Origin of the sequence: Micromonospora globispora, assembly GCF_003857015.1 — a bacterium.
Taxonomy (GTDB): domain Bacteria; phylum Actinomycetota; class Actinomycetes; order Mycobacteriales; family Micromonosporaceae; genus Micromonospora; species Micromonospora globispora.
Genome location: NZ_QGGF01000319.1, coordinates 1 through 14190, shown reverse-complemented (window position 1 = coordinate 14190; position 14190 = coordinate 1). Strand labels below are relative to the sequence as shown.

Below are 14190 nucleotides of genomic sequence, written 5' to 3'. Positions count from 1 at the left end.
GGGTGGGACCGGGCGGCGACGCGGCGGGCGGTGGGGCGGCCCGGCGGTGCGGACTGACCTCGGTACCGGCACCGACCCGGGCGACCAGCCAGCCCTCGGCGACGAGCTGGTCGTAGGCGGCGCTGACCGTCCCCCGGGAGAGGCCCAGCTCGGCGGCGAGTGTGCGGGTGGCGGGCAGCCGGGTCGACGGCGGCAGCCGGCCGTCGCGGATGGCCTCCCGCACGGCTCGTTCCAGTCCGGCCCGCCGGCCGTCGCTCGCGTCCAGCTCCAGGTGGAGGTCGACGCCGAAATCGGCCCAGTCCATCGGCATGGAATTGGAGCTTAGAGTGGGCCACCCCGGCGGGCGAAAATCCCCTGCATGACCGCGCTGACTCCCGCCAACCGGGCCGCCGCGCTGCGGGCGCTGCACCGGCCCGGCGACCCGCTGATCCTGCCCAACGCCTGGGACGCCGGGTCCGCCCGGGCCGTCGTGACCGCCGGCTTCCTCGCCGTCGCCACCAGCAGCGGCGCCGTCGCCGAGGCGCTCGGCCACGCCGACGGCGAGGCCACCCCGGTCGGCGAGATGCTCGACGCGGTGGCGCGGATCGCCGCCGCGGTCGACGTCCCGGTCACCGCCGACCTGGAACGGGGGTACGGGCTGCGCCCGGCCGAGCTGGTCGAGCGGCTGCTGGCGACCGGGGCGGTCGGCTGCAACATCGAGGACTCCGACCCGCGTACCCACGAGCTGTACGACCCCGAGGAGCAGGCCGACCTGCTCGCCGGAATCCGGGCGGCAGCCCGGGAGGCCGGGGTGGACCTGGTGCTCAACGCCCGGGTGGACGTCTTCCTGCGCGCCGCCGGCCCGCCCGACGGGTGCCTCGCCGAGGCGGTACGCCGGGCCCGGCGCTACCGCGCCGCCGGCGCCGACTGCGTCTACCCCATCGTGCTGGCCGAGCCCGCGGCGATCCGCGCGCTGGTCGCCGAGCTGGACGTCCCGGTCAACGTGCTGGCCCGGCCCGGTACGCCGTCCCTCGCCGCGCTCGCCGCGCTCGGCGTCGCCCGGATCAGCTTCGGTTCGGGCGTGTACGCGGCCGCCCGTGCTCGTACCGTCGAGATGCTCGCCGCGATCCGAGCCGGCGATGAGGTGTTCCGGACGGGAGAGGAGGCACGGTGACCTACCCACCGCCGCGCTATTCCGGGGACGGGGGCGAGGCGACCGCCACCTACCGGCCCGTGGACCATCCACCGGAGCTGGTCTATCCCACCGGCGGTACGGCCCACTACCTGGCCACCGGCGCGTCGACCAAGGGGCAGTTCGGCCTCTACCGCTGGGACATGGGGCCGCGGCCGAGCGGTCCCGAGCCGCACTTCCACCGGTCCATCTCGGAGTCCTTCTTCATCCTCGCCGGCACCGTGCGGATCTACGACGGCCGGCGGTGGATCGACACGGTGCCCGGCGACTTCGTGCACGTCCCGGAGGGTGGCGTCCACGCGTTCCGCAACGAGTCCGGCGAGCCGGCCTCGATGCTGCTGCACTTCGCCCCCGGCGCACCCCGGGAGGGCTACTTCGAGGGGCTGCTCGACCTGGCCGGAAAGAGCGAGGAGGAGCGGACCGAGTTCTTCCTGCGGCACGACACGTTCTGGGTCTGACCTCGCCCCGCCGCCGTGTCGGGTTGCCCCGGCCGGGCCGGGCCGGAAGGGTGAACGGATGGGCGCTGACGAGACCCGGGACGGCGTGTCACTGACCAACCTGGACCAACCCCTCTTCGACGGGGCCGACGCCACCAAGCGGGACCTGGTCGACTATCTGGACGCGGTGCGGGACCCGATCCTGCCGCAGCTGCGGGGTCGGCCGCTCTCGGTGATCCGGGTGCTGCGCGGCCAGGACCCGTTCATGCAGAAGAACCTGCCGAAGTACACCCCGGACTGGGTGCGCCGGACGTCGGTCTGGGCGGAGGCGTCACACCGGCGGATCTCGTACGCCCTCTGCGACGACCGCCGGACCCTGCTCTGGTTCGCCAACCAGCGGGCGGTGGAGTATCACCCGACCCTGAGCACCGCGGACCGCCCCGATCATCCCACCCACCTGGTGCTCGACCTCGACCCGCCGGAGGGTGACTCGTTCGGGATGGCGGTCCGGGCCGCGCTGCTGGTCCGGCAGGCGCTCGCCGACACCGGGCTGGCCGGGGCGGTGAAGACCAGCGGCGCCAAGGGCGTGCACGTGGTGGTGCCGGTCGACCCGGCGGCCACCGCCGAGGAGATGGCCGCCGCCACCCGCGCTCTCGCCGCCCGGGCGGAACGACTCGACCCGGCGCTCGCCACCACCGCGTTCATCAAGGAGGACCGGGGCGGTCGGGTCTTCGTCGACTCGACCCGGGCGTACGGGGCGACGGTGGTGGCCACGTACAGCCCGCGGGTGCGACCGGGGACGCCGGTGTCGTACCCGGTCGGCTGGGACGACCTGGACGCGGTGAAGCCGGCCGACTTCACCGTGCGGACCGTGCCCGCGCTGGTCGCCGGGCGGGACCCGTGGGCCGAGGCGCTGCCCGCGCCGCAGCTCCTGCCGGCGGACCTGGTGGCCGAGGGGCGGGCCATCCCGGTGGCCCGGGTGCAGGCGATGCACGAGGGCAAGCGGCGGGCGCGGGCCCGCCGCGAGGCCGGCTGACCCGATCACCCGTTGGCGGACACGAAAAAGCCCGGGCCTGTGGCCCGGGCTCTCTTCGTCTGGTGCCCCCGGCAGGATTCGAACCTGCGCCCCCGCCTCCGGAGGGCGGTGCTCTATCCCCTGAGCTACGGGGGCTCAGCGACCCGAGAAGAGTAGCAAACCCGTCCCCCGATCGCCGAATCGGTATCCAGCGCGCCGCGCCACCCTCAGACGCGGTGATCATGGACTTGGCGGCAGCGGGGAAGATCCACGTCGCCGCCAACTCCATGATCACGGGGGAGGGTGTCGGTCAGGCGGCGGCCACCGCGCGGCCGCAGCTGGGCAGGGGGTGCAGGACGATCCGGGCGGGGAGGCGGCGGGGCCACTCGTTGCGGGGCCACGAGCCGTCGACGATCAGGTGCACGGTGCGCTCTTCCGCGCCGCTGAGCCGCAGCACGAAGTCGCGGGGGAGCGGCGGGTCGACCGACGGCGTGGTGATCATGAACCGCACCCGGCCCCGGGAGGAGACCGCGGAGATCACGTCCGCCGCCGGCATGGTGCCCCGCAGACGTACCCGGCCGATCCAGTAGACCTCCGCGAGGTGCTCCTGGGCGGCCCGGGTGATGGCCGGGTACACGCTGCGCACCCAGCGCTCGACCGCGCCGACGCAGAGGCCGCAGGCCCGCTCTCGGGGCTCCCGCGGACCCAACCCCCAGGCCCGCAGGTACGCCCCGACCGTGCCGGGGTCCATCGCCAGGTCGAACCGGCGCTCGATGAGGGTGGTCAGGCTCTGTCGCGTCCAGAGCTCCTCGTCCAGGCCCAACTCGTCGGGGTGGACGCCCCGCAGCACGTCGATCAGTTCGAGTTCCTGTTCGCGGCTGAGCGTTCCCGACTCGCCCTGCCGCACTCCGCGACGGACGGCTGCCACCGCTCCGTCACCACCGATGGTGTGGCGCCGGCACCAGCTCGTGACCGAACGCCCTGCGTCTCTGAGTGCAACCCCCACGTCCTGGGCAACGAGGCCGAATCGCATCTGGTCACGATATGTGGGGAGAAAAGTCTTCAAGCGACGCTATGGGTCGGACGGCGTGATATGCGTTTAACGCGCATAACGGACAAAGGGTGTCGGGATGAAGAGAGGCCCGCGCCATGACGACGCGGGCCTCTGCTGGTGAAAGGGGGCGGTCAGCCGCCCAGCCGCTTCAGCGCGGCCTGCAGGTTGGTCAGATCCGTCTGCTGGGTGTTCTTCATGGTCTGCGCGACCGCCAGCACGTCGTCGTCGTGCCCCTCGTCGAGGATCCCCTGGATCATGTGGATCCCGCCGAGGTGGTGGCGGATCATCAGCTGCAGGAAGAGCACGTCGAGCTCGTGCCCCTTCGCCGCGCGCAGCTTCTCCATCTCCTCCGGGGTGGCCATGCCCGGCATCAGGCCGTCGTGCACCTGCCCGGCGCCGTCCGGCATCCACGCCATCGGCGGCTGGTCACCCGTCGGGTCCAACCCCCACGAGCGCAGCCAGGTCTGCATGGTGCCGATCTCACCCTGCTGGCCGGTGGCGATGTCCCCACCGATCTGGCGCACCTCGGAGTCCTCGCCGCGCTGGAAGGCGATCAGCCCCATCTCGACCGCCTGCGCGTGGTGGCTGGTCATGTCCCGGGCGAAGCCCGCCTCGGCGGAGTTGTTCCCCGGCCGGGTGAACGTCGGGGTCAGCAGGCCGCCCGCGTACCCGAGGAGGAGGCCGACCACGATGGCGGCGGCCAGCGCCAGCGTGCCGAACCGGCGCGCCGACCCCCGGCCACCGTCGTCGGTGGCCGGGCTCTCGTCGAGCGCGCTGTCCGTCGTCGCGGGAGCAGTCATCGGGCGTCCTTACTGAGTGGGCTGGTCCATCTGGTTGCCCATGTCACGCGGCGTGGTGCCGGTCGCGGTCACGCCCTGGGCGCAGTTGGCGTTCGGGCCCTCGACGGAGGCGTTGACCCGCAGGGTCTTGATGAACTCGTCGATCCGCGAGTCGTCGGCGTTGTCGACCTTGAGCTGGAAGCCCCAGGCCTGCAGCGAGATCGGCTTGTCCAGCCCCTCGTACGGGCTGAGCATCAGCTTCTCCTTGCCCTGGACCTTGGCCTTGAGCTTGGCCACCTGGTCGGCGGGCAGGTCGGGGCGGTAGGTGATCCACACCGTGCCGTGCTCCAGGCTGTGCACCGCGTGTTCGTTCGCGATCGGGGCGTCGTAGACGTCGCCCATGCAGTTCTGCCAGGCCGGGTTGTGCGGGCCGCCGACCGGCGGGGTGATCGTGTACTTGATCGAGCCCTGCTGGTGCTGGCCGCCCTGGACGAGCTGCTTGTCCTTCTCGCGGTAGTCCACGATGCCCTTGATCGCGTCGGCCCGCTTCTGCCACGGCTGGGAGCCCTGGTACACCGCCCAGGCACCCCAGCCGATGATCGCGGCGGCCAGAACGCCGACGGCGACGAAGAGGGCGATCGGGCCCCAGGAGCGGCCCTGGCTCACCTTGACCGGCGCGACCGGCTTGCGGCCCTTGCCGCCGCCGGTCTGCCGAGGCGTGCCCTTGCCGGCCCCGGCCTTCCCGCCGGCCGTCTTGTCGGCAGCGGCCGGCCGGCCGGCAGCCGGCTTCTTGCCGGTGCTGACCACGGTCGGACGGCGCTCCGGGCCGCCCGGGGTGCTGATGCTCATCGTGCCTCGTCAGGTCGGTCGGTCAGGGAGGCTGGCGGGCCGGTTCACATGCTGGGTCGCCGCCGCGGTGCCCGAGTCTACCCCCGATAACATGGATCGGTGACTCCCGCAGAACTCGCCGAGGTCGTCCTCTCCGCAGCCCATGCCGTCTTCGCAGACCGGGGGCTGGATCGCTCCGCGCTGCCCGCGCAGACCGCCGTCGAGCGACCCCGCAATCCCGAGCACGGCGACTACGCCTCGACGCTGGCGCTGCAGCTCAGCAAGAAGGTGGGCGTACCGCCGCGGGAGCTGGCCGCCGCCCTGGCCGAGCAGCTCGGCCGGGCGCCGGGGATCAAGTCGGTGGAGATCGCCGGCCCGGGCTTCCTCAACATCCGGCTCGACGCGGCTGCCGCCGGGCAGCTCGCCAAGGTGATCGTCGAGGCCGGGCCGGAGTACGGCCGCAGCGACCAGCTCGCCGGCCAGAAGATCAACCTGGAGTTCGTCTCGGCGAACCCGACCGGCCCGGTGCACATCGGAGGGGTCCGCTGGGCGGCCGTCGGCGACGCGCTCAGCCGGCTGCTCCGGGCCACCGGGGCACAGGTCGGCACCGAGTACTACTTCAACGACGCGGGCTCCCAGATCGACCGGTTCGCCCGGTCCCTGCTCGCCGCGTCGAAGGGTGAGCCGGCCCCCGAGGACGGCTACGGCGGCGCGTACATCGCGGAGATCGCCACCGAGGTGCGCAACCGCCGGCCCGACGTGCTGGAGCTGGACGACGCCGCGGCGCAGGAGGTGTTCCGGGTCGAGGGCGTGGCGCTGATGTTCGACGAGATCCGGTCGTCGCTGCGGGACTTCGGCGTCGAGTTCGACACCTACTTCAACGAGAAGGACCTGCACGACCGGGGTGAGCTGGACCTCGCCCTCAACCGGCTGCGCGAGCAGGGCCACATCTTCGAGTCCGAGGGCGCCACCTGGCTGCGCACCACCGACTTCGGCGACGACAAGGACCGGGTGCTGCGCAAGTCCAACGGCGAGTGGACGTACTTCGCCGCCGACTGTGCCTACTACCTCGACAAGCGCGAGCGCGGCTTCGAGCGCGTGGTGATCATGCTGGGCGCCGACCACCACGGTTACATCGGCCGGATGAAGGCGATGGCCGCCTGCTTCGGCGACGACCCGGACCGCAACCTGGAGATCCTCATCGGCCAGCTGGTGAACCTGGTCCGCGAGGGCGCCCCGGTGCGGATGAGCAAGCGGGCCGGCACCGTGGTCACCCTGGAGGACCTGGTCGACGCGATCGGCGTGGACGCCGCCCGGTACGCGCTGGCCCGCTACTCCAGCGACTCGCCGATCGACATCGACGTGGAGCTCTGGACCCGGGCCACCCGCGACAACCCGGTCTACTACGTCCAGTACGTCGCGGCGCGTACCGCCAGCGTGGGGCGCAACGCCGCCGAGGTCGCGCTGACCCGCGGCGACGCCGCCGACTTCCACGCCGAGCTGCTCTCCCACGAGAAGGAGAACGAGCTGCTCAAGGCGCTCGCCGAGTTCCCCGCCGTAGTGGCGTCCGCCGCAGAGCTGCGGGGTCCGCACCTGGTCGCGCGCTACCTTGAGAAGCTGGCCGGGGCGTACCACCGGTTCTACGACAACTGCCGGATCCTGCCCCGCGGCGACGAGGAGACCACCGACCTGCACCGGGCGCGGCTCTGGCTCAACGACGCCACCCGGGTGGTCATCGCCAACGGCCTGCACCTGCTCGGCGTCTCCGCTCCCGAGAGGATGTAACCCACCCCATGCGCGCGCACGAGGCCGGTGCCCTGCACGGCGACATCGGCAGCCGGCCGCCCTGGCTGCGTCCGCCGGGCGACGTCAACGACCTGGTGCCGCAGCTCTGGCCGCGGAACGTGACCCGGGCCGCCGACGGCGCACTCGCCGTCGCCGGGTTGAGCGTCCGGGAGATCACCGCCGAGTTCGGCACCCCGGTGTACGTCCTCGACGAGGACGACCTGCGGTCGCGCTGCCGGGACTTCCGGGCCGCCTTCCCGGACGCCGACGTCTACTACGCCGGCAAGGCGTTCCTTTGCCGGGCGGTGGTCCGGATGATCGCCGAGGAGGGGCTCTTCCTCGACGTCTGCACCGGCGGTGAGCTGGCCACCGCGTTGTCGGCGGGGATGCCGGCGGAGCGGATCGGGTTCCACGGCAACAACAAGTCCGTGGCCGAGCTCACCCGGGCGGTGGACGCCGGGGTCGGCCGGATCATCGTCGACTCGTTCGCCGAGATCGACCGGCTGACCGCGATCGCCCGGGAGCGCGGGGTACGCCCCAAGGTTCTGGTCCGGGTCACCGTCGGCGTCGAGGCGCACACCCACGAGTTCATCGCCACCGCGCACGAGGACCAGAAGTTCGGCTTCTCCCTCGCCGGTGGGGCGGCCGCCGCGGCCGCCCTCAAGATCCTCGACGAGGGCGTGCTGGAGCTGCGCGGGCTGCACTCGCACATCGGCTCGCAGATCTTCGACGCCAACGGCTTCGAGGTCTCCGCCCGCCGGGTGCTCGGCCTGCAGGCGCAGATCCGCGACGCGCGCGGGGTCGAGCTGCCCGAGCTGGACCTGGGCGGCGGCTTCGGCATCGCGTACACCACCCAGGACGACCCGGCGGCCCCGCACGAGCTGGCCAAGCGGCTGCGCAAGATCGTCGACGGCGAGTGCGCGGCGGAGAAGCTGGCCGTACCGCAGCTCTCCATCGAGCCGGGCCGGGCCATCGTCGGGGCCGCCGTCTTGACCCTGTATGAGGTCGGCACGGTCAAGGACGTGGACGGCCTGCGGACGTACGTGAGCGTCGACGGCGGGATGAGCGACAACATCCGCACCGCCCTGTACGACGCGTCGTACTCGGCGACGCTGGCCAACCGGGCGTCGACGGCGGATCCGCTGCTCGCCCGCGTGGTGGGAAAGCATTGTGAGTCCGGGGACATCGTGGTGAAGGATGAATTCCTGCCCGCCGACGTGCAGCCCGGAGATCTTGTCGCGGTGCCCGGTACCGGGGCGTACTGCCGGAGCATGGCCAGCAACTACAACCATGTGCCGCGCCCGCCGGTCGTCGCCGTCCGCGACGGTCGGGCCCGTCTGATCGTTCGACGGGAAACCGAAGAAGACCTGCTCGCATTGGATGTCGGATGACCTCACCTGTGCGCTTGGCGCTGCTCGGCTGTGGCACGGTCGGCAGCGACGTGGTTCGGCTGCTGCACGAGCAGTCGGCCGACCTCGCCGCCCGCATCGGCGCCCCGCTGGAGATCGCGGGCATCGCCGTCCGCCGGCTCGGCCGGGACCGCGGCGACCTGCCGGTCGACCCCGGCCTCTTCACCACCGACGCGCTCGGCCTCATCAAGCGGGACGACGTGGATGTCGTGGTGGAGGTCGTCGGCGGCATCGAGCCGGCCCGCGGTTGGCTGGTCGAGGCGCTGCGCGCGGGCAAGAGCGTGGTCACCGCCAACAAGGCGCTGCTCGCCGAGGACGGCGCGACGCTGCACGACGCGGCCGCCGAGGGCGGTGCGGACCTCTACTACGAGGCCAGCGTCGCCGGGGCGATCCCGCTGCTGCGGCCGCTGCGCGAGTCGCTGCACGGGGACCGGATCAACCGGGTCACCGGCATCGTCAACGGCACCACCAACTTCATCCTCTCCGCGATGGACGCCACCGGCGCCGGCTTCGCCGAGGCGCTCGAGGAGGCCACCGAGCTGGGGTACGCCGAGGCGGACCCGACGGCCGACGTGGAGGGCTTCGACGCGGCGGCGAAGGCCGCCATCCTCGCCTCGCTGGCGTTCCACACCCGGGTCAGCGCGGCCGACGTGCACCGCGAGGGCATCACCGAGGTGACCTCGGCGGACGTGGCCAGCGCCAAGTCGATGGGCTGCACGATCAAGCTGCTCTGCATCGCCGCCCGGGGCACCGACGCGACCGGCCGGGAGACGGTCAGCGTCCGAGTGCACCCGGCGATGATCCCGCTGACCCACCCGCTCGCCAGCGTCGGGGACGCGTTCAACGCGGTCTTCGTCGAGGCGGAGGCCGCCGGCCAGCTCATGTTCTACGGCCGGGGCGCCGGCGGCGCGCCGACCGCCAGCGCGGTCCTCGGTGACGTGGTGGCGGTGGCCCGCAACCGCCTCGCCGGGGTGCATGCGGCCAGCGAGTCCGCGTACGCGGACCTGCCGGTCCGGCCGATGGGCGAGGCGCTGACCCGGTACCACATCAGCCTCGACGTGACCGACCGGCCGGGTGTGCTGGCCGCGGTGGCCGGCGTCTTCGCCCGGCACGACGTGTCGATCGCCACCGTGCGGCAGGGCCCGGCGGGCGGCGGTGCCGCCGGCCGGGGCGACGACGCGGACCTGGTGATCGTCACCCACGTGGCTCCGGACGCCGCGCTCGCGGCCACCGTCGGCGAGCTGCGCGGGCTGGACATCGTCCGCTCGGTGGCGAGCGTGCTGCGGGTCGAGGGCGGCCTGTGACCGGGCGGGGGTTCACGTCTCGCCTGGTGGGTAGGCGCGGGTGCGCCGGGCGCCCGTCGACCGGGCTGGGCCACCCTGGAGAGGCCCGCGGCCAGGCGGGGCGCTAGAGGCGAGGAGAGCGACATGTGGCGGGGTCTGATCGAGACGTACCGGGACCGGCTGCCGGTCACCGACGCCACCCCGGTCGTCACCCTGCACGAGGGGAACACCCCGCTGCTCCCGGCGCCGGTCCTCTCCAACCGGGTCGGCGCCGACGTCTGGCTCAAGGTCGAGGGGGCCAACCCGACCGGCTCGTTCAAGGACCGCGGCATGACCATGGCCGTCTCCAAGGCGGTCGAGGGCGGCAACAAGGTGATCATCTGCGCCTCCACCGGCAACACCAGCGCCTCCGCCGCGGCGTACGCGGCGCGGGCCGGCATCACCTGCGCGGTGCTGGTGCCGCAGGGCAAGATCGCGCTGGGCAAGCTCGCCCAGGCGCTGGTGCACGGCGCGAAGCTGCTCCAGGTGCAGGGCAACTTCGACGACTGCCTGGCGCTGGCCGGCAAGCTCGCCCAGGACTACCCGGTGGCCCTGGTCAACTCGGTCAACATCGACCGGCTGCACGGGCAGAAGACGGCCGCCTTCGAGATCGTCGAGGCGCTCGGCGACGCGCCGGACATCCACTGCCTGCCGGTCGGCAACGCCGGCAACATCTCGGCCTACTGGATGGGTTACTCGGAGGACCTGCGGGACGGCAACGCCACCCGCGCCCCGAAGATGTACGGCTTCCAGGCGGCCGGCGCGGCGCCGATCGTCAACGGTCAGGTCGTGCACGAGCCGTCGACCATCGCCACCGCCATCCGGATCGGCAACCCGGCGAGCTGGACGAAGGCGATCGACGCCCGGGACGCCTCCGGCGGGCTGATCGCCGCGGTCACCGACCGGGAGATCCTCTCGGCGTACCGGCTGCTGGCGCGGGAGGTCGGGGTCTTCGTCGAGCTGGGCAGCGCGGCGAGCGTGGCCGGGCTGCTCCAGCAGGGCGCCGCCGGTCGCATCCCGGCCGGGTCGAGGGTGGTCTGCACGGTCACCGGGCACGGCCTCAAGGACCCGGAGTGGGCGATTTCCACCGCCCCGGCCCCGGTCACCATCGCCAACGACCCGCTGGCCGCCGCCCGCTCCCTCGACCTGGCCTGAGCCGCTCCGCACACGGGGCGGGGCAGCGAAAGTCGGCAAGGGTGGGGAAGATCTGTCCGGCAACTTTCCCCACCCCGCAGCCCCTTCCCCAGGAGTGAGCCACGCCGATGTCGCTGCTCGCCAGATTCAGCCTCGCCAACCGAGGGCTGGTCGCCCTCATCGCGCTGGTGACCACGGCGTTCGGTGCGTACGCCGTGCCGTCGTTGAAGCAGCAGCTCCTGCCGTCCCTGGAGTTCCCCGCCGCGTTCATCGTGGCGGCGTACCCGGGGGCCGCGCCGGAGATCGTGGAGTCCCAGGTCACCGAGCCGATCGAGAACAGCCTCCAGGGCATTCCGGGGCTGGAGAAGGTCACCTCCACCTCCCGAGAGGGCTCCACCACCGTCCAGGTGCAGTACGAGTTCGGCACCGACCTGGACGACGTGGTCAACAAGATGCAGACCGCGCTGAACCGGATCGACGCGCAACTGCCCGAGGGGGTGGACCCGCAGGTCCTCGCCGGCAGCACGGACGACCTGCCCGCCGTGGTGGTCGCCGCGAGCGGCGGCGACGACGAGCGCGCCCTGGCCGACAAGCTGCGCCGGACCGTCGTACCGGAGCTGGAGGGACTGGCCGGGGTCCGGACGGTCACCGTGACCGGCACCCCCGAACAGGTCGTGGTGGTCACCCCCGACCCGGCGAAGCTGGCCGCGGCCCGGCTGGCGCCCACCGCCATCGCCCAGGCGCTCAAGACCAACGGCGTCGCGGTGCCCGCCGGCGCGGTCGCCGACGGGAGCCGCTCGCTTCCCGTCCAGGTCGGCACTCCGATCCGGTGGGTGGAGGACCTGCGCGGCATCGTTGTCTCCACTGCCCCGGCGGCCCCGGTCCGCCTCGGCGACGTGGCGCGGGTCGAGCAGCAGCTCAAGCCGGCCACCGCGATCACCCGGACCAACGGCGTACGCAGCCTCGGCATCGCGGTCACCGCGACCCCGGACGGCAACGCGGTGGAGATCTCGCACGAGATCCGGGACCGGCTCGACGAGCTGAAGGCCGCCTCCGGCGCCGACCTGACCGTCGTCTTCGACCAGGCCCCGTTCGTCGAGCGGTCCATCGAGAGCCTCACCACCGAGGGGCTGCTCGGCCTGCTGATGGCGGTCGTGGTGATCCTGGTCTTCCTGCTCTCGGTCCGCTCCACCGTGGTCACCGCGGTCTCCATCCCGCTGTCGGTGCTGGTCGCGCTGATCGCGCTCTGGGTCGCCGACTACTCGCTCAACCTGCTCACCCTCGGCGCGCTGACCATCGCCGTAGGCCGGGTGGTCGACGACTCCATCGTGGTGCTGGAGAACATCAAGCGGCACCTGGAGTACGGCGAGCCGAAGCGCGAGGCCGTCCTCGGCGCGGTCCGCGAGGTGGCCGGCGCGGTGACCGCCTCGACGCTCACCACGGTCGCCGTCTTCGCGCCGATCGCGTTGGTGGGCGGCTTCGTCGGGCAGCTCTTCGCGCCGTTCGCGGTCACCGTCACGGTCGCCCTGCTCGCCTCGCTGCTGGTGTCGCTGACCGTCATCCCGGTGCTCGCCTACTGGTTCCTGAAGCCGCCCCGGGGTGGCGCCGACGACGCCGCGGCCCGGCGGGCCGCCGAGGTGCGGGAGCTGCGCAGCCCGTTGCAGCGGGCGTACCTGCCGGCGATCGGGTTCGCCACCCGCTCCCGGAAGACGCGCTGGGTCACCGTGGGGCTGGGCCTGCTGGTGCTGCTCGGCACCTTCGGCCTCGCCCAGAAGCTGGAGACGAACTTCCTCGACGACTCCGGCCAGGACACCCTGACCATCACCCAGGAGCTGCCGCCCGGCACCGGTCTGACCGGTACCGACCAGGCGGCCGCCCGGGTGGAGCAGGTGCTGGCCCGGACCGAGGGGGTGCGGACGTACCAGGTGACGGCGGGCGGCAGCGACCGTCCCTGGGAGGGCGGCGGCGGCAACAACACGGCCACCTTCTCGGTCGGCCTCGACGAGGACACCGACGCGGCGGCCGTGAAGCGGACCCTGCGCCGCGAGTTCGACGCGCTCGGGCCCGAGGCCGGCGAGCTGAGCTTTGGCGCGGGGCGCGGTGCCGCCTCCGCCAACCAGCTCGAGGTGGTGGTGCAGGCCGCCGACTCGGACGTGTTGACCCGGGCAGTCGAGGTCGCCCGCGACGCGATGGCCGGAACGCCGGACGTGGAGGACGTCTCCACCAGCCTGGCCGCGCGGGTGCCCCGGGTCGAGGTCACCGTGGACCGGGTCGCCGCGGCTCGGGCGGGGCTGACCGAGGCGGCGGTCGGGCAGTTCGTCGCGCAGGCGTACCGGGGTGCGCCGCTGGGGCAGGTCACCCTCGACGGGGGCCCGCAGGACGTCGTGCTGAGCACCGGGGCCCGGCCGCCGATGACCGTGGCGGAGCTGCGCGCCCTGCCGGTCGGCCGGGTCCGGCTGGACGACATCGCCGACGTCGACCAGGTCGAGGGGCCGCAGCAGGTGACCAGGATCGACGGCGCCCGCAGCGTCACCGTCACCGGTACGGCCACCGGCTCCAACCTGGGCGCCACCACGCAGGAGCTGCAGAAGCGGCTGGATGCGCTGGACGTACCGGGGGCGACCTTCACGATCGGCGGCGTCAGCGCCGATCAGAAGGAGGCCTTCGGCGACCTGGGGCTGGCCGTGCTGGCCGCCATCGCGATCGTCTTCCTGATCATGGTGGGTACGTTCCGCAGCCTCACCCAGGCGCTGATCCTGTTGATCTCCATCCCGTTCGCGGCCACCGGCGCGATCGGGCTGCTGCTGGCCACCGGCACGCCGCTGGGCGTCCCGGCGTTGATCGGCGTGCTCATGCTGGTCGGCATCGTGGTGACGAACGCGATCGTGCTGCTCGACCTGATCAACCAGTACCGGGCTCAGGGCATGGGGGTGACCGAGGCGGTGGTCGAGGGCGGCCGTCGCCGGCTGCGGCCGATCCTGATGACCGCGGTCGCCACCATCTTCGCGCTGCTGCCGATGGCCTTCGGCCTCACCGGCGAGGGCGGCTTCATCTCCCAGCCGCTCGCGGTGGTGGTGATCGGTGGTCTGCTCACCTCGACGCTGCTGACCCTGATCCTGGTGCCGACGCTCTACACGATGGTGGAGCGCACCAAGGAGGCGCTGCGGCAGCGCCGGGGTGGGCGTACCGGTGGTGCGGCGGCGGCCGGTGTCCCCGCGACCGCCGAGTCGGCCGCGGGCGAGCCGTGGGCGGGGGC

12 protein-coding genes and 1 tRNA gene are annotated in these 14190 nt (G+C 72.8%); 8 read left to right on the top strand and 5 right to left on the bottom strand.

The genetic code is table 11. From position 1 onward, the window contains the following. Positions 1–310: GntR family transcriptional regulator (locus tag DKL51_RS15755; RefSeq protein WP_221623192.1), on the bottom strand; the 310-nt coding region annotated here is incomplete at its 3' end. A 48-nt stretch (positions 311–358) separates the two neighbouring features. Here DKL51_RS15755 and DKL51_RS15750 point away from each other — a divergent pair. The 3 genes from DKL51_RS15750 to ligD are packed head-to-tail and all read left to right on the top strand — an operon-like array spanning position 359 to position 2644. Then, a complete protein-coding gene (locus DKL51_RS15750; protein ID WP_109944133.1) occupies positions 359–1153 on the top strand; it encodes an isocitrate lyase/PEP mutase family protein in 795 nt (264 codons plus the stop codon). Beyond that, entirely contained in the window at positions 1150–1629 is a 480-nt protein-coding gene (locus DKL51_RS15745) for a cupin domain-containing protein (RefSeq protein WP_109944134.1), read from the top strand. The genes DKL51_RS15750 and DKL51_RS15745 overlap by 4 nt, the downstream gene beginning before the upstream one ends. A gap of 58 nt (positions 1630–1687) precedes the next feature. Then, on the top strand, positions 1688–2644 hold the full coding sequence (ligD, locus tag DKL51_RS15740) for a non-homologous end-joining DNA ligase (protein WP_124812197.1): 957 nt from the start codon (positions 1688–1690) through the stop codon (positions 2642–2644). Between the two features lie 60 nt (positions 2645–2704). Here ligD and DKL51_RS15735 read toward each other — a convergent pair. From DKL51_RS15735 to DKL51_RS15720, 4 genes are all read right to left on the bottom strand, one after another. Continuing rightward, positions 2705–2779: transfer RNA gene (locus tag DKL51_RS15735), tRNA-Arg, on the bottom strand. A gap of 154 nt (positions 2780–2933) precedes the next feature. Beyond that, positions 2934–3629 carry a winged helix-turn-helix domain-containing protein gene (locus tag DKL51_RS15730; RefSeq protein ID WP_124812198.1) on the bottom strand — a complete coding sequence of 232 codons (696 nt, stop codon included), beginning with the start codon at positions 3627–3629 and terminating at the stop codon, positions 2934–2936. 179 nt (positions 3630–3808) lie between these two features. Continuing rightward, complete coding sequence (locus tag DKL51_RS15725) at positions 3809–4477, bottom strand: DUF305 domain-containing protein (RefSeq protein WP_109942729.1); 669 nt, start codon at positions 4475–4477, stop codon at positions 3809–3811. A 9-nt stretch (positions 4478–4486) separates the two neighbouring features. Continuing rightward, complete coding sequence (locus tag DKL51_RS15720) at positions 4487–5305, bottom strand: thioredoxin-like domain-containing protein (protein WP_109942730.1); 819 nt, start codon at positions 5303–5305, stop codon at positions 4487–4489. A 99-nt stretch (positions 5306–5404) separates the two neighbouring features. Here DKL51_RS15720 and argS point away from each other — a divergent pair, with 99 nt between their 5' ends. The 5 genes from argS to DKL51_RS15690 all read left to right on the top strand — a co-directional run. Further along, complete coding sequence (gene argS / locus DKL51_RS15710) at positions 5405–7069, top strand: arginine--tRNA ligase (RefSeq protein ID WP_109942731.1); 1665 nt, start codon at positions 5405–5407, stop codon at positions 7067–7069. Between the two features lie 8 nt (positions 7070–7077). Beyond that, a complete protein-coding gene (gene lysA / locus DKL51_RS15705) occupies positions 7078–8460 on the top strand; it encodes a diaminopimelate decarboxylase (RefSeq protein ID WP_109942732.1) in 1383 nt (460 codons plus the stop codon). 8 nt (positions 8461–8468) lie between these two features. Continuing rightward, positions 8469–9782 carry a homoserine dehydrogenase gene (locus DKL51_RS15700; protein WP_185734813.1) on the top strand — a complete coding sequence of 438 codons (1314 nt, stop codon included), beginning with the start codon at positions 8469–8471 and terminating at the stop codon, positions 9780–9782. Positions 9783–9905: 123 nt separating this feature from the next. After that, the gene (gene thrC, locus DKL51_RS15695) at positions 9906–10955 is read left to right on the top strand and encodes a threonine synthase (protein WP_109942734.1); all 1050 of its coding nucleotides are present in this window, start codon (positions 9906–9908) and stop codon (positions 10953–10955) included. A gap of 107 nt (positions 10956–11062) precedes the next feature. After that, positions 11063–14190: efflux RND transporter permease subunit (locus DKL51_RS15690; RefSeq protein ID WP_148097797.1), on the top strand; the 3128-nt coding region annotated here is incomplete at its 3' end.

Excerpts from the sequence above, each read along its gene's own strand:
- thrC (WP_109942734.1), top strand. The coding sequence starts at position 9,906 with ATGTGGCGGGGTCTGATCGAGACGTACCGGGACCGGCTGCCGGTCACC.
- ligD (WP_124812197.1), top strand. The coding sequence starts at position 1,688 with ATGGGCGCTGACGAGACCCGGGACGGCGTGTCACTGACCAACCTGGAC.
- lysA (WP_109942732.1), top strand. The coding sequence starts at position 7,078 with ATGCGCGCGCACGAGGCCGGTGCCCTGCACGGCGACATCGGCAGCCGG.
- DKL51_RS15725 (WP_109942729.1), bottom strand. The coding sequence starts at position 4,477 with ATGACTGCTCCCGCGACGACGGACAGCGCGCTCGACGAGAGCCCGGCC.
- DKL51_RS15750 (WP_109944133.1), top strand. The coding sequence starts at position 359 with ATGACCGCGCTGACTCCCGCCAACCGGGCCGCCGCGCTGCGGGCGCTG.
- DKL51_RS15720 (WP_109942730.1), bottom strand. The coding sequence starts at position 5,305 with ATGAGCATCAGCACCCCGGGCGGCCCGGAGCGCCGTCCGACCGTGGTC.